Raw genomic sequence first — 24,072 nt, 5'->3', positions numbered from 1 at the left:
GTCGGCAACGACGTCCCGGTTCAGGTCACGACCGCCGATCCCGGTGCACCCATGAGAGGACCACGCCGTGCAGATTGATTTCCACAGCTCCGAACGTTCCACCCTGGGTGTGGAGTGGGAGGTCGCCCTGGTCGAGCGCGAGAGCGGCGAGCTCGCCCCGCGCGGCCAGGAGGTCCTCGATGCCCTCGTGGCGCAGCACCCGCAGTTCGGTGAGGAGGGGGACCACCCCCATGTCACGGGCGAGTTCCTGCAGAACACCGTGGAGATGGTGACCGGTGTGTGCGACACCGTGGGCGAGGCCGTGGACCAGCTCGCGGACACCCAGGACCGGATCCGGGAAATCACGGATCCTCGGTCCCTCGAGATCTTCGGCGCGGGGACCCACCCGTTCTCCCAGTGGGCGGACCAGCCCGTGGTGGACAAGGAACGCTACTTCAAGGTCCTGGACCGCGCGCAGTACTGGGGGCGGCAGATGGTGATCTTCGGGGCCCACGTGCACGTGGGCATCGACCACCGGGACAAGGCCCTGCCCGTCCTGGAGGGCCTGCTCAACTACTACCCCCACCTGCTCGCGCTGTCCGCGAACTCGCCGTACTGGTGCGGCCAGGACACGGGGTACGCGTCCCACCGGGCACTGATCTTCCAGCAGCTGTCCACCGCGGGGCTGCCCTTCCACTTCGACACGTGGGGCGAGTACGAGTCCTACGTCAACGACCTCATCCAGACCGGCGTGATCGAGGAGATCTCCGAGAACCGCTGGGACATCCGCCCCGTCCCCCGCTTCGGGACCGTGGAGATGCGCGTGTGCGACGGTCCCTCGACCCTGCGGGAGGTGGGCGCGATCGCCGCACTGACGCAGTGCCTGGTGGAGTCCTTCTCCCGTTCCCTCAACGACGGCGAGACGATCCCCGTGATGCCCCCGTGGCACCACCAGGAGAACAAGTGGCGCGCCGCGCGCTACGGTCTCGAGGCCGTGGTGATCCGGGACACCCGCAATCGCGAGCGCCTGGTCACGGAGGACCTCGCGGATCTGCTCACCGACCTGGAACCCCTCGCGGACGAGCTCGGCTGCGCCCGCGAGCTCGCCCACGTGGAGACCATGATGAGCGGGGCCGTGGGCTATCAGCGCCAACGGCGCGTGGCCCGGGAGAACGGCGGGGACCTGCGCGCCGTGGTCATGGACATCGTGGAGCGCAACCGCTCGGAACGCTGATCCGGATACGGCCCGGCAGGACTACGCCGCCGGCATCGACACCGTGGACACCGGCAGGCCGGGGTCCGCGGTGAACGAGATCCCGGTGGGCTGACGGCCTTGCGCCACCAGTCGGGAGCCCAGGGCCGCGACCATCGCCCCGTTGTCGGTGCACAGGGACAGCGGCGGGATCACCACGGGAATCCCGTGCTCACCGCACCGCGCGGTCACGACCTCTCGCAACCGGGAATTGGCGGCCACGCCCCCGCCCATGAGAAGCGTGGTGATCCCGTGTTCGGTGCACGCCAGCACGGTCTTGCGCGCGATCACGTCCACGACCGACTCCTGGAAGCTTGCGGCCACGTCCGCCACGGGGACGGGTTGATCGGCGGCGTCGAACGCTTCGACCACGCGGGCCACGGCCGTCTTCAAGCCGGAGAAGGACATGTCGTAACGGTGCGGACCGGGATTCTCGGCCGACCCCATGTACTTACCCGCCGTCAGCCCCCGGGGGAACGCGAAAGCCGTCGGGTCGCCGTCCTTCGCGGCCTTGTCGATCGCTGGCCCACCGGGGTAGGAGAGGCCGAGCAGGCGGGCGACCTTGTCGTAGGCCTCGCCGGCGGCGTCGTCGATCGTGGCGCCCAGGAGCCGCACGTCGCTCGTGATGTCGGGGACGGCCAGGATCTCGGTGTGGCCCCCGGAGACGAGCAGCGCGCCCAGGCCGTCGGGCAGCTCACCGCGGTCGTCGAGCAGACCCACCCCCACGTGGGCCACGAGGTGGTTGATCGCGTACAGGGGTTTGCCCGTGGCCACCGCGAGTGCCTTGGCCGCCGCGACGCCTACCATGAGCGCCCCGGCGAGCCCGGGCCCGGAGGTCACGGCGATCGCGTCGAGCTGGTCCAGGGTCACACCGGCGTCGTCGAGCGCAGCACGCACCGCGGGGACGAACGCCTCGAGGTGCGCGCGCGAGGCGATCTCGGGGATCACGCCGCCGAAGCGCACGTGTTCGGCCATGGACGAGGACACCGTGTTGGTGAGCAGCTCGGTGCCCCGCACGATCCCGATACCCGTCTCGTCGCACGAGGACTCGATGCCCATGACGAGCGGTTCAGCGGTGTTCATGAATGGTCCTTCCGTCCGCGCTGCGGGTGGGCTCCTTCGCGGGGACCAGTTCGCAGCGCATGATCAGCGCGTCGTGGCCGGGCCCGTAGTAGTGCGCCCGGGTGTGGATGTGGTGATAGCCGAAGTGGCGGTACAGCTCTTGTGCCCGCGGATTGTCCGCCCGCACCTCGAGCATTATCTCGGTGGCGCCGCTGCGAATCGCGGCCTCGTGCAGCACGCGCAGCAGGGCACTGCCCAGGCCCTTGCCCTCGTGGTCCTTCGCGACCGCGATGGTCTGCACATCCGCGACCGGCGGGATGCTCATCATCCCCGCGTAGCCCACGATCTCCCGGTCCCGGGTGAGCACCCAGTACTGCCGTGTGGGGTGGGTCAGTTCCTCGTGGAACATGTGCCGGGGCCAGGCGTCCTCGGGGAACAGGACGGTCTCCAGCGCGTACACGTCGTCGAGGTCCCCAGGTTGCATGGGGCGCAGCGCGTAGCCCGCCGGTAACGACGACGCCGCTCCCACCGCAGCCGCGTGCCCTCCCGTCATGGGGTGGCCCGTCACCGGGTGGCCCGCTTGGGGGATGCGGGCACCTTGGCGTCGGAATCGCGCAGGTACAGGGGGGACGTGTCGGTGCTCAGTTTCTGACCGCGGCTCGTGATCGCCCACGCCGCCCGGGCGAGATCCGCGGCGGAGGGGTGCAGGTCCGAGAATCCCGGGACCGCGTGCGACAACCGATCGGAGTAGAGCCCCGCACCGGAGCCGTAGCACGGCAGCGCGGGAACGTCCTCCGGGGGGCCAACCCGGGGATCGCCCAGCGGGGTGATCACGGGTCCGAGCTCGTCCTCGTGCACCCGGTAGTCGCGGCGGTAGAGCTCCTTGCGGCGCGCATCGGTGACCACCACGAACTCCGCATGACCCGCGGCGAGCGCCTCCGGGGCCACGTGGAACGCCGCCGCGTCCAGGGAACACACCCCATGGACAGGCAGGGCCCAGGCAAAGCCCAAGGTGCGACCGGTCACAAGTCCCGCGCGCAGACCCGTGAACGGTCCGGGACCGGTGCCCACGAGAACGGCGTCCAGGTCGGTGCCGGTGAGGCCCGCCTCCGCCATGAGGTCGTGCACGGCGGGAGCCAGGGCCTCGGCGTGGGATCGGGTGTCGACGGTGTCGAACCTGCTCAAGACCTCACCGTCCCGGGACAGTGCCACGGACGCGATCGACGAGGAATCCAGACTCAGCACAAGCACCCGAACAGTCTAAGCCCGGCCCCGCAACCGCTCCGGGCCCCGGCGACCGCCAGCCGCCATCACTCCGGGCTCCGGCCGCCCCTCACCCCGGCACTGCGTGGCGAGGTCACAACTGGAGGGGGTCCGCCCAACGGGGTCCGTAGCCGCGCACGATCACCGCGCGCGGTTCATCGCTGAGTTGCTCCGCGGATTTCCACTCGTCGTTGAGGGCGCGGATCACGTCCGCCGCGGAGGGGGAATGGCCCTCTCCGTCGGAACCTGATCCGCCGGAGAGCACCGCCCCACGGAGATCCGCGGGGTCCTCACCGTCCGTGGTCCCCACGGTGGACTCCGCACCCGTCGCGTCCGACACCGGATCCGCCGAACCGGGCCCGTCCTGCGTACCCCGCGCCCGGACGATGTCGATCACCAACCGGGAATCGCTGAGGTGTTCCACCTTGCCGGTCCCCCACTCCACGACGGTCACGCACGTGTCCACGGTGTCCTCGAGGTCGATGTCGTCCACGTCCGCCGCGGAGTCCAAGCGATAGGCGTCCACGTGCACGAGATCGGGTCCGCCCGGGTGGGGCCCGTCCGGATCGTTGGGGTGCACGCGGCTCAACACGAACGTGGGGGAAATGATCCCGTCGCGCACCCCGAGGCCCCGGCCGAGCCCCTGGGTGAACGTGGTCTTTCCGGCGCCGAGGTCACCGTTGAGCATGACCAGGTCCCCGGCCCGCAGGTGCTCGGCCACCCGCTCGGCGAGCACCCGGGTGTCATGAGCGGTGTCGGGATGCCGAGTCACGGTCCAGGCGGCACTGTCCGTCGCGCTCCCGGCTGTTCCGACGCCGTCGGCATCGGGAGCGTTCACGTACTCCCGGGGTACGCGCGGCGAGATCCTCGTGACGATCTCGTAGTTGATCGTCCCCGCGGCATCCGCCCACCGCGTGGCGGACGGGTCCTCCCCCGCCCCGAACAGCACGGCCTCGTCCCCCACGCGCACGGGCGGTTCCGCCGTGGACGAGTCCACTCCGGGCGGTTCCGATCCGGACGACGACGCCGCGGGCTCCCCGCCCCGCGACAGGTCCACGACGCACTGGTCCATCGCGATCCGCCCCACCACGGGGTACACCCGGTCCCCGATCCGCACGGGGGTGCCCGTGGCTACCCGGGGAACGCCGTCGGCGTAGCCCAGCGGGATCAGCGCAAGGTGCGTGGGCCCGGTGGTACGGTACGCGAAACCGTACGAGACCCCGTGGCCCGCGGGAACGGCTTTGACGTTGGCCACACGGGCCCGCAGGGTCATGGCCGGGCGCAGGCCGAAGTCCTCGGGGGTGCGATCCGCGAACGGGCTCAGCCCATACAGGCCCAGCCCCACCCGCACGGCGTCGCGGAGCATGAGATCGGGATCCGCCATGTCCTGTGCCCCGAATAATCCGGGGGTGTTGGCCGCGTGGATCAGGGTGGGGTCCAGGCCCGCGTCGCGCGCGATCCGCACCGCATCGCTGAGTGCGTGCAATTGCGCAACGGTCTCGGCCTCGCGCTGCGGTTCGTCCGCGACGGCGAGGTGCGTGAAGATCCCTTCCACGCTCAGCAGACCGGCGTTCTGAGCGGCCACCACGCGCTCGACGAACCCGGGCCACTCCTCCACCGTGGCACCGTTACGGCCGAGCCCGGAATCGAGTTTCAGGTGCACCGTGGCCGGGGTGCCCGTGTCGCGGGCGGCGGCCAGAACGGCGTCGAGCTCCCACCCGTTGAGACCCAGGCGGACGTCGCGTCGCAGCGCCTGTTCGAAGTCCGTGGCAGGGGTGTGCAGCCACGCGAGCACGGGGGCGGTGATGCCCGCGTCGCGCAGGGCCACCGCCTCGGACGCGTGCGCCGTGCCGAGCATATGGGCGCCGGCGGCGAGCACCGCGCGCGCCACCGGAACCGCCCCGTGGCCGTACGCATCTGCCTTGACCACGGCGATCAGCGTGCGCCCCCGGGCGAGTTCCGCGAGGCGCCGCACGTTGTGCTGCACGGCGGAGAGGTCCACCACCGCGCTGCGTTCGCTGGGTTGCCGGGGCTGTCGGTCTGTCATCGCACTCACCATTCCATTGTGCCCTGCGCCGCCGGCGCGCCCGGCCCCGCCCGAGTCACGCGCACTCGTTCCCGGGCGGGCGGTCCCGGTACGCCGCCCCAGTAGGCTGGTCGCGTGTCCTCTCCCGATCGGCCCCGTGTCCTGCTGCTGAGCATGCACACGTCCCCCGTGGACCAGCCCGGGACCGGGGACGCCGGTGGCATGAACGTGTACGTGTGGCACCTAGCCCACGCGCTCGCCCACGCGGGCTGGGCCGTGGACATGGCCACCCTCGATCGCGATCCGTCCCATTCCCCCGGCATTCGCACGACGGACCTCGCCCCGGCCGTGCGGCTGCTCACCGTGGCGCTCGCGGGCGCCGCAGAGGTCCCCAAGGAGGGCCTGCCCCGGTTTGCTCGTGCCTTCGGCGAGGCCCTCGCACAGCATTACGCCGACGACGCCGCGCCCGTCGTGCACGCCCACTACTGGCTCTCCGGCGTGGCCGGGCTCCACGTGGCCAGCTTCCTCCGGGCTCCCCTCGTCCTGACCCTGCACACCTCCGCCGCCGCCAAGAACCTGCGCGCCGGATCGGACGAGTCCCCCGAACCGGCCGAGCGGGAGGCCGCCGAACGAGAACTGATCGCCCACGCCTGCCGCACCGTGGTGAACACCCCCGCGGAACAGCGGCAGGTCGTGGAGCTGTACGGCGCGGATCCGGCGAGCGTGGTCGTGATCCCGCCCGGGGTGGACCCCGAGGTCTTCCACCCGCCGGTCCCGGACGAACGGGACGAGTTACGGAACGGGCCCTTCACCGTCCTGTCCGCGGGACGCATGCAACCCCTCAAGGGACAGCAGATCCTGGTCCGCGCGCTCGGAGAGTTGCACCGCAGTCACCCCGACGTTCCCGTTCGCTTGATCCTGGCCGGTGTGGGCTCCCCCGGCTTCCTGGCCCACCTGCGCGAGCTGGCGGACGCGGGGGGCGTGGCGAGCGCCGTCGACTTCCGCGGCTCCCTGCCCCGCGAGGACCTCGCCCGACTCATGGGCCGGGTGGACGCGGTGGCCGTGGCGTCGTCGTCGGAAACGTTCGGGCTCGTGGCGGTCGAGGCCCAGGCGTGCGGGACGCCCGTCCTGGCCACGGACGTGGACGGACTGTGCTACGCCGTGCGCGACGGTGAGACCGGCCGGCTCGTCCCGGACCGCGAGCCCGCGAGCTGGGCGGACGCACTGTACCGCGCGGCCCGGGACCCGGGCGCGTGGCGAGCAATGTCACACGCTGCTCGGCTGCGAGCGCGCGAACTGACGTGGGACGACGTCGCCGCGCAGCACGCTGCGGCCTACCTCGCCTGTGCGGCGCGCGAGCACGACGCCTAAACTTTCCCGTGTGACCACCGCGTACCTGAGCCGTGATTCCCTTGCCCGTTACCTGGACCGCTCCCGGATCACCGGGGCCGTCGCGACCCCCCGTGAAGCCAACCTCCGCAACATCCAGGGTTTCCTGGACGGGGACCAGCACCAGCACATGGGGGTCGAGCACATCAGGGACTGGGATTTCGACTCCGTCTTCGAGCTCATGCGCGACCGCGTGGGGATCAACGACGACCCCGAGTACGCCGAGGGCCAGGACTCCATTTCCGCGCAGCTGTGTGTGGCCGGACTGGACCGCTACGCCGAGCTGTTCAGCCGCGCGGTGCAAGGCCGCAAGCGGTTGTTGTTCGCGACTGGTCATCCCTCCGGCCTCGCGCCCGTGTACGCCCGGCTCGCGCGGGTGGCACGCAAGTCCGGGGCGCGCGTGCTGCGCTTCGACGAGGCCCTGCCGTTCGAGGACGGGGACGTCCGCCAGATCGAGGACGTCGTGATGGTCGAGCAGTACGGCGGCCTGCGCCACACCCACTTCCCCGAGCCCATGCAGCTGGTCCTCGATCATCTGCGGGACCAGGGCCGCGAGGCGCCGGACCTCGTGATCGCCGATCACGGGATGGCCGGGTACGCGGGCTCGCGGGCGGGGCTGTCCACCATCGCGATGGGCGACTGCAACGACCCCGGGATCTTCGTCGCTGAGGCCCAGGGGCAGGTGGAGGTCGTGGTCCCGCTGGACGACAACGTCCCACCGCACCTCTACGACCCCGTGGTGGACTACATCATTTCCCGTGCGGGGCTCGCAGGGCAGGAACGCGGCTGAGTTCGGCGATCCCGTCCAGCCACTCGCACGCCTGCCGCGCGGGCGGTCGGCCCTCGGCGGCGTCGTGCCGACCCACGTCCCCGAACCGGGATGCGCCCGCTGCCGCGAGGGTCTCGTCCAGCACGACGACGCCGCGCGAGAACGTCCCCCCGTACGTGCGGTTCCCGAGGCCGAACGCCGCGTAGCGCACGCTGCTCAGATCCGCGGCTCCTTCGGCCACCGCCGTCGCGAAGGCCCGCGCGGACGTGGGCAGCTCGCCGCCCCCGTACGTGGAACACACCACGACGTGCGGGTGGGAGGTGTCCAGCGCGGCGGGGTACGTTCCTGGGCGTGGGGACGGAGCTGAGTCGGGAGGGACTACCCGTGGTGTGCCGCCCAGTGTCCCCGGGGAACGAACGGGAATCGGTCGTGCTGACCTGGCCGCGGGGTGTGACCGTGCCCCGGCGGGTCCGGGCGGCCGCGGACCTGGCTCGCGCGTCCGCCGAGGGCTCGGCGATCTTTCGCTGCACCGCGCGAGGGCCGGGCCGCACCCCCCCCCCAGGGACCCGGGCCGCCGCACCCGCGGGCCCGGGCCAGCGGCAGGACGCGCGCCCCCGGACGCGACCGAGGGCCGCCCGGTACGTGCCGGACGGCCCTCGCGGCGTCGTCGTGCGGTGCTACGAGACGATCAGCGCTCGACCTCGCCGCGGATGAACTTCTCCACGTTCTCGCGGGCGGTGTCGTCGTCGAACTGCTCGGGCGGGGACTTCATGAAGTAGGAGGACGCCGAGGTCAGCGGTCCCCCGATGCCGCGGTCCAGGCCGATCTTCGCAGCGCGGATCGCGTCGATGATCACACCGGCGGAGTTGGGCGAGTCCCACACCTCGAGCTTGTACTCGAGCGAGATCGGGGCGTTGCCGAAGCCGTGGCCCTCGAGGCGGACGAAGGCGAACTTGCGGTCGTCAAGCCACCCCACGTAGTCCGAGGGGCCGATGTGCACGTCCTTGGCCCGCATCTCGTGCGGCACGTTGGACGTCACGGCCTGGGTCTTGGAGATCTTCTTGGACTCGAGCCGCGAGCGCTCGAGCATGTTCTTGAAGTCCATATTCCCGCCCACGTTGAGCTGGTACGTGCGGTCCAGGACGTAGCCACGGTCTTCGAGCAGCTTGGCCAGCACGCGGTGGGTGATGGTCGCGCCCACCTGGGACTTGATGTCGTCGCCCACGATCGGCACGCCGGCGTCCGTGAACTTCTGCGCCCACTCGTCGGTCCCGGCAATGAACACGGGCAGGGCGTTGACGAACGCCACACCGGCGTCGATCGCGGCCTGCGCGTAGTAGCGGTCGGCCTCCTCGGAACCCACCGGGAGGTAGGAGACGAGCACGTCCACCTCGCGCTCGCGCAGCACCTGCGCGACGTCCACGGGCTCGGCGTCCGATTCCGTGATGGTCTCGCGGTAGTACTGGCCCAGCCCGTCCAGGGTGGGTCCGCGCTGCACGTTCACGTCCAGGTTGGGGACCTTTGCGATCTCCATGGTGTTGTTCTCGGAGGCCAGGATCGCCTGGGAGAGGTCCAAGCCCACCTTGGCGGCGTCCACGTCGAACGCGGCCACGAACTGCACGTCCCCCACGTGGTAGTCACCGAAGCGCACGTGCATGAGCCCGGGCACGGTCTCGGAGGGGTCTGCGTCCCGGTAGAAGTGGACGCCCTGGATGAGCGATGTGGCGCAGTTGCCCACACCGGCAATGGCCACTCGGATGGGATTTTCGGACACGGTTCTCCTCAGCTCGGGTGATGACGGCCACGCGCACCTCGCGCGTTCGTGCGTGGGCACCGCATCCCGCCGTGCCACGCCGCACGCAACCGACTCCACAGTCTAGCCACGCGCTCGGACGTGCCTCGCCCGGGCACCACCGTGACGACGACGCCGCTGCCGCCCTCGCGCTGCACGGTCACCCGGCCAGGACGACCTCCACGAGCAACAACACCGCGACCAGCAAGAACACGACCCCGGCCACAATCTCGACCTCGGCTGAGCGTGTTTGGAACCGCCGCGCCAAGGCGGGGACGGAACCGAACCACGCGACGGCCAGGAACCACGCCAAGCCCACGGCCATGAGCAGCGCCAGGGCGATCAGTCCCTCCCACCACAGGATGTCCGCGGGAACCACGGTCGCGAACAGGGCGATGAAGAAGACGATCGCCTTGGCATTGGCCAGGTTGGTGATCGTCCCCTGGAGCAGGGCCTTGCCCGATGTGAGGTTGCGGGTCCCGAGCAGACCTCCGGCCTTCGAGAACGCGGGACCCCCGATTGTGCCCGCGGATGCGGCGGGGCTCGCGGCGACGTCGGGGTCCACTGGTCCGCTGAATCCGGCCGAACCGCCGGGGCCGTCCTGCCCGTCGGTGCAGACCCGCGCGGCGAGGCCCGCTCGTGCCTCGGGATCCGAGGTCTCCGCGTGACCCGTTCCACCGCGATTCAGCGCGCGCGTGGCCAGCCCGGCGCGCAGGGATCCGTAGCCCATGCGCGCCAGGAACAGGGCACCGGCGATCTGGATCACAAGTTTGAGCACATGATTGCTGTTGATCACCAGCGTCACGCCCGTGAGCGAAAGCGTGATCCACATGAGGTTGCCGACCATCACCCCCGCCGCCGTGAGCATGGCCTTGCCACGTGTGGTGAGGAACGCATTGCGCAGAATCACCAGGACGTCCGGACCCGGGGAGATGATCCCCGCGATCCACAGTCCCAGCAGCGCGGCGTACTGCGCCGCGGTCATACGTGCTTGGACTCGGTGGCCGCCCCCCAGATGTTGATGTCCGCGTCCGAGACCAGCTCGTCGATCCGCTGCAGTTCATCGTCGGAGAAGTCCAAGTTCTGCACGGCGCGGGCGGAATCGGCGATCTGCTCGGGCGAAGACGCGCCCACGAGCGCCGTCGTGACCTGACCCTCCGCCTGCGGACGCAACACCCACGCGATCGCCATCTGGGCCAACGTCTGCCCGCGGTCCCGGGCCATCGCGTTCAGTTCCCGAATCTGATCCAGGGTGTTCTCGCTCAACCAGTCCGGGTTGAGTGACTTCCCAGCGGCCGCGCGGGAGTGCTCGGGTACACCGTTCAGGTACTTGTCGGTGAGCATGCCCTGGGCCAGCGGGGAGAAGCTGATAGAGCCCATGCCCGCTTCCGTGAGCGCGCCCAGCAGGTTCTTCCCGTCCGCGTGCTCGTCCGGCTGCTCGATCCAGCGGTTGAGCATGGAGTACGAGGGCTGGTGGATGAGCAGTGGAGTGCCCAGCTCCCGCATGATCCCCTGCGCGGCGAGCGTGAGGTCCGCGCTGTAGGACGAGATCCCCACGTAGCTCGCGCGGCCCGAGCGCACGATATGGTGCAGGGCACCCATGGTCTCCTCGAGGGGAGTGTCCGGGTCCGGGCGGTGGTGGTAGAAGATGTCCACGCGGTCCAGGCCCATGCGTTCGAGCGACTGGTCGATGGAATCGAGCAGGTACTTGCGTGAACCGCCCACACCGCCGTACGGGCCGGGCCACATCTGCCACCCGGCCTTCGTGGAGATCACGAGTTCCTGGCGGTACCGCGCGAAGTCCTCCCGCAGGATGCGTCCGAAGTTCAGCTCTGCGGAGCCCGCGGGCGGGCCGTAGTTGTTGGCCAGGTCGAAGTGCGTGATCCCCAGGTCGAACGCCCGGCGCAGCGTGGCCCGCATGGTCGCGAGCGGGGTGTCATCGCCGAAGTTATGCCACAACCCCAGGGACAGCGCGGGCAGCTTCAGCCCGGAGTTGCCCACCCGCCGGTACGGCATGGTCTCGTAGCGGTCCTCGGCCGCGGTCCACACGGTGTTCTCACCAAAAGTCAGCATGGGGTCCAGTGTGCCACCTTGCGGGTGGGGCTGACTCGAAGCAGGTAACGGTCACGTCTCGGGCCCGGTGCAGCAGCCCGCACGACGGCGCCGCGGCGGGGCCCGCGCGGGCCCCCATGGAATCCCGCCGCACACACCGACGCCGCGCAGAACGACGCCACACGCATAGCTACACGCGCAGCACCACCGCCGTCTCCGGCGCGAGCCGCACCGCGCCCGGCGTCGTCGTAATGTCAGGGTCCGTGCCACTCGCGAAGAGCACCCGCGGGGCGTCACCGCCCATGAGCGGCAGCTCGCGTTCGGAGTCCGAGAGGTTCACGGCCACGACCACGCCGTGTTCGGACTCCGGCTCGCTCATCCGCTTGAGCACGAACCACTGCTCGGAGTCGCTCGCCTGGGTGGCCACGGTGGCCCAGTTCTGATCGGTGAGCTCCGGGGTGTCGTGGCGCAGCGCGATCAGCTCTCGGTAGGCGTCCAGGATGCGCTGGTGCTCACCCTCGTGCACCTCGCCCCAGTCGAGCTTGGAACGTTCGAACGTCTGCGGGTCCTGGGGATCCGGGACGGTCGCGTGATCCCAGGCCATCGCGGCGAATTCCGCCTTGCGGCCCGTGGCCACGGCCTCCCCCAGTTCGGGTTCGGGGTGGGCAGTGAAGAACTGCCACGGCGTGCTGGCCCCGAACTCCTCGCCCATGAACAGCATGGGCGTGTAGGGCTGGGTGAGCAGCCACGTGGCGGCCGCGATCGCCCGGTCCACACTCATGCCGTGGTTCATCCGGTCCCCGGCCGCGCGGTTGCCCACCTGGTCGTGGTTCTGCAGGAACGTCACGAACTGCCACGGCCGCTGCTCGGCAGGATCGATCTCGCGGCCGTGCGAGCGGCCACGGAACGTGGAGTACGTCCCGTTGTGGAAGTACGCCGTGTGCATGGTCTTCTCCAGGGCGTGCAGGGATGCGAAGTCCCCGTAGTACCCGTGGGTCTCCCCGGTGAACGCCACGTGCGCGGCGTGGTGGACGTCGTCGAGCCACTGCGCGTCCATGCCCAGACCGTGCCCCTCCGTACCCGCGATCATGCGGGGATCGTTGAGGTCGGATTCCGCGATGGCCACGAGCTCCTTGCCCGTGCGCTCGGACTCCGCCGCGATGCGCTGGGCGATCTGCTCCAGGATGTGCGTGGCGCGGGAATCGGCGAGCGCATGCACGGCATCCAGGCGGAACCCGTCCACGTGGTACTCGCGCAGCCACATGGTGATGTTGTCCAGGATGTACTCGCGCACCCCGTCCGAACCCCACCCGTCCAGGTTGATCAGGTCCCCCCAGCTGGAGGCCCCGGGCTTGAAGTACTCCGCGAAGAGCGGCAGGTAGTTCCCGCTGGGTCCCAGGTGGTTGTAGACCACGTCCTGGATCACGGCGATGCCCTTGGTGTGGCACGCGTCCACGAACCGCTGATAGGCCTCGGGCCCACCGTAGGACTCATCCACGGTGTACCAGGCGACGCCGTCGTAGCCCCAGTTGTGGTCCCCGTTGAACCCATTGACGGGCAACAGTTCCACGGCGTCCACGCCGAGGTCCACGAGGTGGTCCAACTTGCCGATCGCCGCATCGAGCGTGCCCTCCGGGGTGAACGTCCCGGGGTGCAGTTCATAGAGCACCGAGTCCCGCAGCGGACGCGGCCGCCACGCGGCGTCGTGCCATTCGAAGGCGTCCGGGTCGAACGTGCAGGACAAATCGTGCACACCTTGCGGCTGGCGGCGTGAGCGCGGGTCTGGAAGCACCTCGGACACCGAAGTGCGTTCCTTGTCCGTGCCCTCGTCGAAGACCTTGGTCAGCAGGTAGCCGTAGCGCACGGTGCCCCGGGGGACGTCGGCGTCGTCGGGCAGCGTCCACCAGCCGGGGCGATCGGCCAGGCCCTGCATGGGGTGGTCCACACCGTCGATGCGGACGGTGACCTTGCGGGCGTGGGGTGCCCACACGTCGAAACGATGGTCCTGGGTCATGTCTCAGCCGTCCTTCCGGCGCAGGATCGCCACGGGGTAGGTGAAGAGGAGGTCGGCCAGGCGCACGGCGCCGTCCTGGTCCGTGGTGTACTCGCGGTGCGTGAGGACGTCCTGCCACGTCCCCGGCGCGAGGACCACGGTCTCGTCCGTGAAGCCGCCCTCGGGGGCGAGGGTCGCGGGGAAGCGGGTGACCACGGTGGCCACGCCGCCGCGGTCGAAGCCCAGGGCGTGCTCGGCGAGCGCGCCCCGGAACTCCAGCGGTATGTACTCCGTGAACAGCTCGGGGTGCTCGCCGCGCAGCCGCAGGGCGCGCGAGGTCAACAGCATGCGCGCCGCCCCCGTGCCGTCCACGGGCGGGGTGGCGTCCGCGGAACCCGGCCGAGCGGCGTCGAGCCGTGCCAACATCTGCTCGCGCGCCGCGAAGTCCACGGGCCGACGGTTGTCGGGGTCCACGAGCGACGGTTCCCACAACTCCTGCCCCTGGTAGACGTCCGGGACGCCCGGCAGGGTCAGCTGCAGCGCGGTGGCCGCCAGGGCGTTGCTGAACCCCGGTGCGCTCACGCGCTCCACGCATCCCTCCACGATGCCGCGGGCGCGCGGGTTGCTGAAGAGGAAGTCGATGAACCGGGTCAGCTCCGCCTCGAAGTGCTCGTCCCCGTCCACCCACGCGGTGGACACGGACGCCTCGCGCACGGCCTTCATCGCGTAGTCCACGGCACGATTGCGCTCGAGCGGCCACGCACCCACCACGGCCTGCAGGACGAGGTTCACGGCGGGTCCGTCCGCCAGCTCGATCTGCGCGTCCTTGGCGCGATTGACGAGCGTGGCCACGGTCTCGGACCAGGCCCTGGGCTGCTCCGAGAGCACCGTGATCCGCGCACGCACCGATGCCGAGCGCTTGGTGTCGTGGGTGGTCAGTGCGTTCATGGTCGAGGGCGATTCACGCTGCCGCCGCGCCGCCTCCGCGTGGAACTGCTCGGGCGTGAGCGAGAAGACCGAGGGGTCACCGCCCACCTCGGTGAGGGAGGAGAGCTTGGGGTATCGGTAGAACGCGGTGTCTTCCACGCCCTTGGCCATGACCATGCCCGAGGTCTGCTGGAAACGCTGCGCCACTCCGCTCAGGGTGCCGTTCACGTCCCCGCCGAGTTCACGCGCGAGGTCGTCGAGCACGTCCGCGAGCTCGGGGCGCCACCGCCGCGCGGCGGCGACCGCGTCGCGCAGGTACTGCGCACCCTCGGGCAGGTACGTGCGGTACACCGGGAAGTTGGCGAGGATCTCGGCGAGACCGTCGTACGACGCCGCGGCCCCGTGCGGGAAGTCGGCCGGCAGTTCGCGCACCAGGCGGTGCACCTCCGCGGCCAGGCCAGCGTCCGCCATCCGGCGCTTGGTCTCGTGGATCAGCGGGTCCCAGCGCACGGGCTGACCACCGCGCAGCTTGGTGTCCAATGAGGCGAGCTCGTAGTGCCCGCGCGCGTCCGTGAGCACCCGGTCGATCCAGCCCAACGAGTCGTAGCCCGTGGTCCCGGCCGTGCGCCACTGTTCGGGCAGGTACTCCCCCGGTTCCAAGATCTTCTCGACGACGGTCCACGCGCCGTCCGTGAGCCCGGCCAGCTTCCCGAGGTAGTCCTGCGGGTCCCGCACCCCGTCCGGGTGGTCTATGCGCAGCCCGTCCACGAGTCCCTCGCGGAACCAGCGCGCGACCTCCGCGTGGGACTCCTCGAAGACACGGGCGTCCTCGACCCGCACCCCGGCGAGCGTGGCCACGGTGAAGAACCGGCGGTAGTTCAGCTCGGAGTCACCGCGGCGCCAGTTGATCAGTTCGTAGTGCTGCCGCCCGTGCACCTCGGCGGGATCGTCGCCCTCGCGGTACGTGCCCTCGGCCAGGGGGTAGACGTTGTCGTAGTAGCGCAGCGTCCCGTCCTGGACGGTGAGCGCGGAGAGGTCCTCGTCACCGTCGCCGAGCACCGGGATCAAGATCTTGCCGCCGCCAGCCTGCCAGTCCACGTCGAACGCGTCCGCGTAGGGGCTGTCCTGCCCCTTCTCGAGCAGCGACCACCACCACGGGTTCTCCTGCGGGGCGGCCACGCCCTGGTGGTTGGGCACGATGTCCACGACGACGCCCAGTCCGGCCTCGTGCGCGGCATCGGACAGTGCCTTCAGCCCCTCCGATCCCCCGCGTTCGGGATCCACCTCGGTGGGATCTACGACGTCGTACCCGTGGTCCGAGCCGCTCGTGGCCCGCAGGATGGGCGAGAGGTACACCCACCCCGCCCCCAGACGCTTGATGTAGGGGACCAGTTCCGCCGCGCGATGCAGGTCCTGCTGGGTCGTGATTTGCAACCGGTACGTTGAAGTGGGTGTCAGCACCCCTACAGTCTTGCCGAATGCGCGCGCTCGGGCCAGTCACCCCGCGCTCAACGAGCACCGTGACGTAAACGGCGGACGCGCCACCCGTGTGGGGTGACGCGTCCGCAGTCGTGTTCAGCGCGGCGCGGGCTGCGGGCGATCTGCCCGGTCACGCACCGCGGGGCGCTCAGGCGTCGTCGGACGACGCCGCGTACACCGCTGCCGCGACGGACGCGGCCACGGAGGCGTCCGGCTCTTCCTCGGGGGCCTCCCACGCGCGCAACAGCACCGTGGACTTGCCTGCCATCCGCAACGTGGAGGAGTGCCCGCGCACGGCACCGTCCGCATGCTCGCCGGCGGTGTCCACGATCTCCTCCCACTTCATGCCGTAGCTGGCCGGGGGCAGTGTGACGTCCACGGGCTCGGGGTTGGAGTTGAAGTACACGATGAAGTTCACGTCCGTGATCCGGCGACCGCGCATATCCACTCCCGTGATGCCCTGACCGTTGAGCCACATGCCCACGGCACGAGCCAAGGGCTCGTCCCAGTCGGCGGGCACCATGGGCGTGCCGTCCGTGTTGAGCCACGCAATGTCCGGCATGGGATCGCCCTCGGCACGCTCGCCCATGTCCACGGGACGCCCGTCGAAGAACTGCGAGCGGCGGAACGTGGGGTGTTCGTGGCGCAGGTGGGTGATCACCGAGGTGAACTCCACGAGCGGAGTGTCCACCTTCTCCCAGTTGATCCACGTGAGCTCGTTGTCCTGGCAGTACGTGTTGTTGTTGCCCTTCTGGGTGCGCCCCGCCTCGTCACCGTGCAACAGCATGGGCGTGCCCTGGGACAGCATGAGCGTGGCGATGAAGTTGCGCTGCTGACGCGCACGCATCGCGAGCACCTCGGGATCGTCCGTGGGCCCCTCCTCACCGCAGTTCCACGAGCGGTTGTGGGATTCGCCGTCGTTGTTGTCCTCGCCGTTCTCCTGGTTGTGCTTCTCGTTGTAGGACACGAGGTCCCGCAGTGTGAAGCCATCGTGGGCGGTCACGAAGTTCACCGAGGCGAAGGGGCGCCGGCCGCTGTTCTCGTAGAGGTCCGCGGAACCGGTGACACGGGACGCGAACTCCCCCAGGGTCGAGGGCTCCCCGCGCCAGAAATCACGCACGGTGTCCCGGTACTTGCCGTTCCACTCGGTCCACTGCGGCGGGAAGTTGCCCACCTGGTAGCCACCGGGACCGATGTCCCAGGGTTCGGCGATCAGCTTGACCTGCGAGACGATAGGGTCCTGCTGGACGAGTTCGAAGAACGTGGAGAGCTTGTCCACGTCGTAGAACTCACGGGCCAGCGTGGCGGCGAGGTCGAAACGGAAACCGTCCACGTGCATCTCGGTGACCCAGTAGCGCAGCGAGTCCATGATCAGCTGCAGCGAGTGGGGGTGACGCACGTTCAGGGAGTTACCGGTACCCGTGTAGTCCATGTAGAACTTCTGGTCGTCGTCCACGGTGCGGTAGTACGCGGTGTTGTCGATGCCCTTCATGGACAGTGTGGGGCCCATGTGGTTGCCCTCGGCCGTGTGGTTGTACACCACGTCCAGGATGACCTCGATGTCCGCTTGGTGCAGTGCGCGCACCATGGCCTTGAACTCCTGGACCTGGCTGCCCAGGTGGGAGGCCGCGCTGTACTCGTTGTGGGGCGCGAAGAACGCGATGGTGTTGTAACCCCAGTAGTTGCGCAGCCCCTTCTCGAGCAGCGTGGAGTCCTGGACGAACTGGTGCACGGGCATCAGTTCGATCGCGGTGACACCCAGCTTCTGCAGGTGTTCGATGACCGCGGGGTGGGACACACCGGCGTATGTGCCGCGCTGTTCCTCCGGGACCTCCGGGTGCTGCATGGTGAGGCCCTTGACGTGGGCCTCGTAGATCACGGACTTGTGGTACGGGGTGCGCGGGGTGCGGTCACCCTCCCAGTCGAAGAACGGGTTGATCACCACGCCCTTCATCATGTGTTCCGCGGAGTCCTGGTGGTTCTCGGAGTCCTCGTCGCCGAAGTTGTAGGAGAACAGGGACTCGTCCCAGTCGATCCCGCCCTCCACGGCCTTGGCGTAGGGGTCCAGGAGCAACTTGTCCGGGTTGCACCGCAACCCCTGGGACGGATCCCACGGCCCGTGCACCCGGTACCCGTAGCGCTGACCGGGCTGCACCTGGGGGAGGTAGCAGTGCCACACGTAGCTGTCCACGGCGGTGACCTCCACGCGCGTCTCCGTGCCGTCCTCCTCGAACAGGCACAGTTCCACACGGTCCGCGACCTCGGAGAAGAGCGCGAAATTGGTCCCCGTGCCGTCGAACGTGGCGCCCAACGGGTACGGTTGTCCTGGCCAAACTTCCATGTACTTCTCCTCAGCGTGTCGTGGGGCTGTGAGCGGATCCCCGCTCACAGCCAGCCACTAACAATAGTCGTTCGGGTCGCGGCTCACGGACGGGTCAGCACCGCGCGCACGTTCTCCGCGAGCACCGACGGCGGGACGGGGCCCTCCCCATCCGCCCGTGAGGCCACCGCGTGCAGACCGGCCCCGAGGGCCGCGGCGGCCGCCCAGCGACCGTCCCCGCGGGCCCAGTCGCCCAGGACCGCGAGCGCGTCCGGGTGCTCGGCCACGTGGGCCACGACCGTGCCCAGGATCCCGGCGAGGGTGTCCCCCGAACCCGCCGTGGCCAGCCAGGGGCTCGCGTGGCCGATGCTCAGGCACAGGCATTCGTCGCGCCCGGAAGCGTTCCCGTCCTCGCATGCGTCCCCGTTCCGTCCCACGGGGGACGCGATCACGGTGGACGCGCCCTTGAGCAACACCGTGGCGCCCGTGAGGCGCGCGGCTTCACCGGCCCAGTGCACGGGGTTGGCCTCGATCTCGGAGCGCTCCACCGTGGAATCGCACACCCCGAAACCGTGGAGCCACTCGAAGACCTGGGACAGCTCCCCCGCGTGGGGCGTGAGGATCTTATGGGGGCCCAGAGCGGCGTCGACCACGGATCGCGCAGCGGCGTCGAGCGCACCTGCGTCCAGCACAGCCGGCTCCTGGGCCTCGATGATTGCCTGCACGCGCGCGGCCTGGGACTCGTCCCCCACCACGCCGGGGCCCGCGAGCCACGCCTGGACGTGGACGTCCCACGGCTGGTCGTCCGAGCACACGACCTCCGGACTGCGCGCGAGCACCATGCCGCGCGTGGTCGAATCCCCCAGGAAGCGGACCATCCCCGCGCCAGCGTTGACCGCCGCCTGGGTGCACATGATCGCCGCGCCCGGATAGCTCGACGCGCCGGCCACGACGCCCAGCACACCTCGGGTGTACTTAGTGTCGGTCGCACCGGGACGCGGCCACGCGGCGAGCACGTCACGCGGTTCGAGCCGGTGCACGGCGGGGTCGCTCAGCCGGTCCTCGATCCCGATGGGCACCACCGTGAGCGCCCCCGTGGCCTGCTCCCCCGGGGACACCACGTGGCCCGTCTTGGCCCCGCCGAACGTGATGGTCGCGTGGGCATGCAGGACCGGCTCGGGAGCCTCGCCGGTATCCGTGCTGACGCCGGAGACGAGGTCGCACGCCACGATCCGTGGGAAGCGCCGTTCACGCGCGGCGGCGGGATCCCGCTGCCGTTCGGTGAACGCCCGCACGAGCTCGGCGGCCGTACCCCGCAGCCCGCCCTGCGCACCGGTGCCGAGCACGGCGTCCACGATCAGGTGGGCGTCGGCCATGAGGGAGACCGCGCGGGACACCTCCACCGGGTGCGCGGCGGCCACGGCGTCCGAGAGTTCGCGCTCCTCGCCGTCCTGGTCGGTGAGCCGCAGCGCGGTGCCGCCGCGAGCGAGCAGCGCCCGCAGGCCCTGTTCGTACACGCGCGTGCCGGTCAGGATGGCCACGACCTTCACGCCGCTGCGGCGCAGGAACGCGCCCGCCCACAGTCCGTCCCCGCCGTTGTTGCCCGAGCCCACGAGCAGCACCGCCGTGGTGCCACCCAACAACCCTCTCCGGTTGGCCAGGCGCAACTGCGCTTCGCAGCCGCGGGCCAGTCCCAGGGCCGCACGACGCATCAGCACGTCCCCGTAGCCCTCGTCCAGCAGCGGCTGTTCCGCGGCGCGGATGCTCTCACCCGAGTACGCCTCAATCATCGCGGTGTCCTCCCTGTCCCTCGGCCACGACGAACGCCACGGCCATGCCGCCGTCGTGGGAGATCGTTACGTGCCATGTTTCCACGCCCCTGCGCCGCGCCTGCTCGGCCACGGTGCCCGCGGTGTGCAGACGGGGAGCGCCGTGGGCGTCGTTGCTGATCCAGCAGTCCTGCCAGATCATCCCCGGCGGGGCCAGCAGCGCCTTGGCCGCGGCCTCCTTGACCGCGAAGCGCGCTGCCAGCGAGCGCGGGTGCAGTTCCCGTTCGTGCGGAACGAACAGGCGTTCCCGCAATCGCGGCGTGCGCTCCAGCTGTCGTTCGAAACGCGCGATGTCCACGATGTCCACGCCGGTGCCCACAATCATGTCGCCAGCCTACCGGCGCCGCCCGACCCCTCACGGGCGCCGCGGCACGGCCCGGGCCCCATGGGCGTCGCGGCATGCCCGGGTACGACGACGGCGGGTGACGCTCCCGTGGGAAGCGTCACCCGCCGTCGGACGGACGAACCGGATGATTACTCCACGGTCACGGACTTGGCCAGGTTGCGCGGCTGGTCCACGTCGTAGCCCTTGGCCCCGGCGAGTTCGCACGCGAAGATCTGCAGCGGCACCGTGGCCAGCAACGGCTGCAGCAGCGTGGGCGCCTCGGGGACGTAGAAGACGTGGTTGGCGAACTCGCGCACAGCGTCGTCGCCCTCCTCAGCGATCACGATGGTCTCGGCACCGCGAGCGCGGATCTCCTGGATGTTGGAGACCACCTTGGCGTGCAGCGAGTCCCGGCCGTTGGGCGAGGGGACGATCACGAACACGGGCTGGCCCTGGTCGATCAGCGCGATCGGCCCGTGCTTTAGCTCACCGGCGGCGAAGCCCTCCGCGTGGATGTACGCGATCTCCTTGAGCTTCAGGGCGCCCTCCATGGCCACGGGGAAGCCCACGTGACGACCCAGGAACAGCACGGATCCGGCGTCCTTCATCCCGGTCGCGAGTTCCTTGACCTGCGGCTCCACCTCGTCCAGCACGCGCTGGATCTTGGCGGGCATGGCCTCAAGCTCGGCCAACATGGTGGAGATCTCGTCCTTGAACTTGTTGCCGCGCAACTGGGCCAGGTACAGGCCCAGCAGGTACGCCGCGGTGATCTGGGCGAGGAACGCCTTGGTGGAGGCCACCGCGATCTCGGGACCCGCGTGCGTGTAGAGCACGGCGTCCGCCTCGCGCGGGATTGTGGAACCGTTCGTGTTGCAGATCGCCACGACCTTGGCGCCCTGTTCCTGCGCGTGACGCACGGCCATGAGGGTGTCCATGGTCTCGCCGGACTGGGAGACCGCGACCACCAGGGTCTTCTCGTTCACGATCGGATCGCGGTAACGGAACTCGTGCGCGAGCTCCACCTCGGTGGGGATCCGGCACCAGTGCTCGATCGCGTAGCGCGCGACCTGCCCGGCGTATGCTGCGGTACCGCATGCGATCACCACGATCTTGTCGATCGAGCGCAGCACGGTCTCGTCGATCTTGATCTCGTCCAGCGTGAGCCGGCCGTTCTCGTCCAGGCGGCCCAGCAGGGTGTCGCCCACGGCGGCGGGCTGGTCGTGGATCTCCTTCTCCATGAAGGACGGGTAGCCGTCCTTCTCCGCGGCGGCGGCGTCCCACTCGATGTCGAAGGGCTTGCCCTCGGCGGCGTTGCCGTGGAAGTCCACGATCGTGTAGTCGTCTGCGGTGATGGTCACGATCTGGTCCTGGCCCATCTCCACGGCCCGCTTGGTGTAGTCGATGAAACCGGAGACGTCCGAGCCCAGAAAGTTCTCGCCGTCGCCCAGCCCGATCACGAGCGGCGAGTTGCGGCGCGCAGCGACCACGCGGTCCGGGTGGTCCGCATGAACGGCCAGCAGCGTGAACGCCCCCTCGAGGCGGCGGCACGTGTCCTGCATGGCCACGGTGAGGTCCTTCTCGTCCGCGCCCTGCGCGTTGTACGTACGGGCCAGCAGCACCGCGGCGACCTCGGTGTCCGTCTCGGACGTGAAACTCTCGCCCTGGGCGCTGAGTTCGCGCTTGATCTCGCTGAAGTTCTCGATGATCCCGTTGTGGATCATGGCCAGCTTGCCGCCGTCGACCACGTGGGGGTGCGCGTTGACGTCGGAGGGGCCTCCGTGGGTGGCCCAGCGGGTGTGGCCGATCCCGATGTTCGATTCCGGCAGGGGGTACGCTTCGAGCTCACCGATCAGGTTGCTCAGCTTCCCGGCCTTCTTGCGGTACTCCACCGCACCGTCGGCGATCACTGCGACGCCCGCGGAGTCGTACCCGCGGTATTCCAGTCGACGAAGCCCCTCGAGGATCACCTCGAGCGCACCGTGCTGTCGCCCGTCAGCACGATTCGAGCCCACATATCCCACAATTCCACACATGAAAAATACTGTACCGGAAACGCTACGCGCTCTAATGCCTTGCGGGAGGGGGCCCGGGCCTACACTGGTCCGAGCATGAGCACACAGCCCATAACCCACCGCGTCTCCCCTTTCGTGGAGTTGGATCGTCAGACCTGGTCCAGGCTTTCGCACGAGATCGACGTCCCGCTCACCGCGCAGGAGATCGAGAACCTGCGCGGTCTCGGTGACCGGTTGGACGTGGACGAGGTCCGCGAGGTCTATCTGCCCCTTTCGCGGTTGCTCACGCTGTACGACATGTCCTCCACGCAGCTCAATGCCGCCACCAACTCGTTCCTGGGCGAGCATCACGCGCGCACCCCGTTCGTGATCGGGATCGCCGGGTCCGTGGCGGCGGGTAAGTCCACCACGGCCCGCTTGCTGCGCGAGATGCTGGCCCGCTGGCCGTCCACCCCGAACGTGCAGCTCGTGACCACAGACGGTTTCCTCTACCCCAACGCCGAACTACGACGGCGTGGACTCATGGACCGCAAGGGCTTCCCCGAGTCCTACGACCGGCGCGGGCTGCTGCGCTTCGTCTCCGAGATCAAGTCCGGCGCCCCCGAGGTGCGTGCCCCCAAGTACTCCCACGTCACCTACGACATCCTCCCGGACGAGGAAGTGGTAGTGACCCGCCCCGACGTCGTGATCGTGGAAGGCCTGAACGTGCTCGCGCCCGCGAAGCTGGAGAGCGGCAAACGCACCGCGCTCGCGCTGAGCGATTTCTTCGACTTCAGCATCTACGTGGACGCCCGCACCCAGGACATCGAACGCTGGTACGTGGAGCGCTTCCAGGCCCTGCGCTCCTCCGCGTTCTCGGACCCCGAGTCCTACTTCCACCGCTACGCGGACCTCACGGACGAGCAGGCACAGGACGTGGCCACGGACATCTGGCGGCGGATCAACGAACCTAACCTGGAGCAGAACGTGCGCCCCACACGCGGCCGCGCCCGGCTGATCCTCTCCAAAGACCACGATCACAAGATCCGCAGGGTGCTGCTGCGAAAGAACTGATATTTTCAGGCCCGTTTTCACGGTACGACGAGCGCCATGCTCAGTGGTTTCAAAGAATTCATCATGAAGGGCAACGTGATGGATCTGGCCGTTGCCGTGATCATCGGCGCCGCCTTCTCCAAGATCGTCAATGCTCTCGTCGAGAACGTCCTCATGCCCGCTATCTCGGGACTCGTCGGTTCGCCCAACTTCGACAATTTCGCCGCCCTCACGTTCAACGGCAACCAGGTCAAGTTCGGTGTGCTGCTGACCGCGATCGTGAACTTCCTGCTCATCGCCGCCGCCGTGTACTTCTGCATCGTGCTGCCCATGAACAAGATGATCGAACGCCGCAACCGCCGGCTGGGCATCGAGCCCACCGATGAGCCGGCCGATCCCAACACCGTGCTGCTCACCGAGATCCGCGACGCGCTCACCGGGCACAACGCCGACGCGCTGCGCACGGACGGCACGCAGACCGGCCTCTCGGGACAGCCCGGTACCACCGGAGGAACGATCCGCTGACCCCCACCGCCCCTTCGACGTCAGGAAACGGCGAGGCCCCGCACCA

Annotated in this window: 19 protein-coding genes; 5 read left to right on the top strand and 14 right to left on the bottom strand. The window is 69.5% G+C overall.

Annotated elements, in window-relative coordinates:
* The first annotated feature begins 67 nt into the window (after positions 1-67).
* Entirely contained in the window at positions 68-1,213 is a 1,146-nt protein-coding gene (locus RF637_RS02040) for a glutamate--cysteine ligase (protein WP_368844012.1), read from the top strand.
* A 21-nt stretch (positions 1,214-1,234) separates the two neighbouring features.
* Here the strand turns inward: RF637_RS02040 and tsaD are convergent, their stop codons facing one another.
* From tsaD to alr, 4 genes are all read right to left on the bottom strand, one after another.
* Entirely contained in the window at positions 1,235-2,314 is a 1,080-nt protein-coding gene (gene tsaD / locus RF637_RS02035; RefSeq protein WP_098054353.1) for a tRNA (adenosine(37)-N6)-threonylcarbamoyltransferase complex transferase subunit TsaD, read from the bottom strand.
* Positions 2,301-2,846 (bottom strand): ribosomal protein S18-alanine N-acetyltransferase, encoded by a 546-nt coding sequence (rimI, locus tag RF637_RS02030; RefSeq protein ID WP_368844011.1) that lies wholly within the window; start codon positions 2,844-2,846, stop codon positions 2,301-2,303. Before rimI ends, tsaD begins: the two co-directional genes overlap by 14 nt.
* A gap of 11 nt (positions 2,847-2,857) precedes the next feature.
* Complete coding sequence (tsaB, locus tag RF637_RS02025) at positions 2,858-3,544, bottom strand: tRNA (adenosine(37)-N6)-threonylcarbamoyltransferase complex dimerization subunit type 1 TsaB (protein ID WP_368834996.1); 687 nt, start codon at positions 3,542-3,544, stop codon at positions 2,858-2,860.
* Positions 3,545-3,650: 106 nt separating this feature from the next.
* Entirely contained in the window at positions 3,651-5,603 is a 1,953-nt protein-coding gene (gene alr, locus RF637_RS02020; RefSeq protein ID WP_368844010.1) for an alanine racemase, read from the bottom strand.
* A gap of 114 nt (positions 5,604-5,717) precedes the next feature.
* Between alr and RF637_RS02015 the strand changes: the two genes are divergently transcribed.
* Together RF637_RS02015 and RF637_RS02010 are read left to right on the top strand one after the other, a co-directional pair.
* Entirely contained in the window at positions 5,718-6,953 is a 1,236-nt protein-coding gene (locus tag RF637_RS02015) for a glycosyltransferase (protein ID WP_368844009.1), read from the top strand.
* Positions 6,954-6,963: 10 nt separating this feature from the next.
* Positions 6,964-7,761, top strand: coding sequence for a phosphatase (locus RF637_RS02010; RefSeq protein WP_318541723.1), 798 nt, complete (start codon positions 6,964-6,966; stop codon positions 7,759-7,761).
* On the opposite strand, the gene RF637_RS02005 is transcribed toward RF637_RS02010, so the two are convergent.
* The 10 genes from RF637_RS02005 to glmS form a co-directional block, all read right to left on the bottom strand.
* Complete coding sequence (locus tag RF637_RS02005) at positions 7,721-8,320, bottom strand: flavodoxin domain-containing protein (protein ID WP_368844008.1); 600 nt, start codon at positions 8,318-8,320, stop codon at positions 7,721-7,723. The genes RF637_RS02010 and RF637_RS02005 overlap by 41 nt on opposite strands.
* 108 nt (positions 8,321-8,428) lie before the next feature.
* The gene (locus tag RF637_RS02000) at positions 8,429-9,514 is read right to left on the bottom strand and encodes an inositol-3-phosphate synthase (RefSeq protein WP_064847334.1); all 1,086 of its coding nucleotides are present in this window, start codon (positions 9,512-9,514) and stop codon (positions 8,429-8,431) included.
* Between the two features lie 178 nt (positions 9,515-9,692).
* Positions 9,693-10,517, bottom strand: coding sequence for a LysE family translocator (locus tag RF637_RS01995; protein ID WP_167318200.1), 825 nt, complete (start codon positions 10,515-10,517; stop codon positions 9,693-9,695).
* The gene (gene mgrA / locus RF637_RS01990) at positions 10,514-11,605 is read right to left on the bottom strand and encodes an L-glyceraldehyde 3-phosphate reductase (RefSeq protein WP_064847336.1); all 1,092 of its coding nucleotides are present in this window, start codon (positions 11,603-11,605) and stop codon (positions 10,514-10,516) included. The genes RF637_RS01995 and mgrA overlap by 4 nt, the downstream gene beginning before the upstream one ends.
* A gap of 169 nt (positions 11,606-11,774) precedes the next feature.
* Entirely contained in the window at positions 11,775-13,598 is a 1,824-nt protein-coding gene (treZ, locus tag RF637_RS01985) for a malto-oligosyltrehalose trehalohydrolase (protein ID WP_144998340.1), read from the bottom strand.
* Between the two features lie 3 nt (positions 13,599-13,601).
* Positions 13,602-15,965 carry a malto-oligosyltrehalose synthase gene (treY, locus tag RF637_RS01980; RefSeq protein WP_144998338.1) on the bottom strand — a complete coding sequence of 788 codons (2,364 nt, stop codon included), beginning with the start codon at positions 15,963-15,965 and terminating at the stop codon, positions 13,602-13,604.
* A 166-nt stretch (positions 15,966-16,131) separates the two neighbouring features.
* Entirely contained in the window at positions 16,132-18,324 is a 2,193-nt protein-coding gene (gene glgX, locus RF637_RS01975) for a glycogen debranching protein GlgX (RefSeq protein WP_144998336.1), read from the bottom strand.
* 83 nt (positions 18,325-18,407) lie between these two features.
* Positions 18,408-20,093, bottom strand: coding sequence for a bifunctional ADP-dependent NAD(P)H-hydrate dehydratase/NAD(P)H-hydrate epimerase (locus RF637_RS01970; protein ID WP_368835004.1), 1,686 nt, complete (start codon positions 20,091-20,093; stop codon positions 18,408-18,410).
* Positions 20,086-20,457 carry a holo-ACP synthase gene (locus RF637_RS01965; RefSeq protein WP_035959524.1) on the bottom strand — a complete coding sequence of 124 codons (372 nt, stop codon included), beginning with the start codon at positions 20,455-20,457 and terminating at the stop codon, positions 20,086-20,088. Before RF637_RS01965 ends, RF637_RS01970 begins: the two co-directional genes overlap by 8 nt.
* A 149-nt stretch (positions 20,458-20,606) precedes the next feature.
* On the bottom strand, positions 20,607-22,490 hold the full coding sequence (glmS, locus tag RF637_RS01960; protein ID WP_368844007.1) for a glutamine--fructose-6-phosphate transaminase (isomerizing): 1,884 nt from the start codon (positions 22,488-22,490) through the stop codon (positions 20,607-20,609).
* 75 nt (positions 22,491-22,565) lie between these two features.
* Between glmS and coaA the strand changes: the two genes are divergently transcribed.
* Positions 22,566-23,522: a type I pantothenate kinase gene (coaA, locus tag RF637_RS01955; protein WP_084117926.1), complete on the top strand. Its 957-nt coding sequence runs from the start codon at positions 22,566-22,568 to the stop codon at positions 23,520-23,522.
* A gap of 36 nt (positions 23,523-23,558) precedes the next feature.
* Complete coding sequence (gene mscL, locus RF637_RS01950) at positions 23,559-24,026, top strand: large conductance mechanosensitive channel protein MscL (protein WP_368844006.1); 468 nt, start codon at positions 23,559-23,561, stop codon at positions 24,024-24,026.
* The last annotated feature ends 46 nt before the right edge of the window (positions 24,027-24,072 follow it).

The sequence above is a fragment of the Kocuria sp. CPCC 204721 genome (assembly GCF_040980945.1).
GTDB classification, from domain to species: Bacteria; Actinomycetota; Actinomycetes; order Actinomycetales; family Micrococcaceae; genus Kocuria; species Kocuria marina.
Note: the sequence above shows the minus strand (reverse complement) of the source record. Positions and strands in the feature narration are given on the sequence as shown.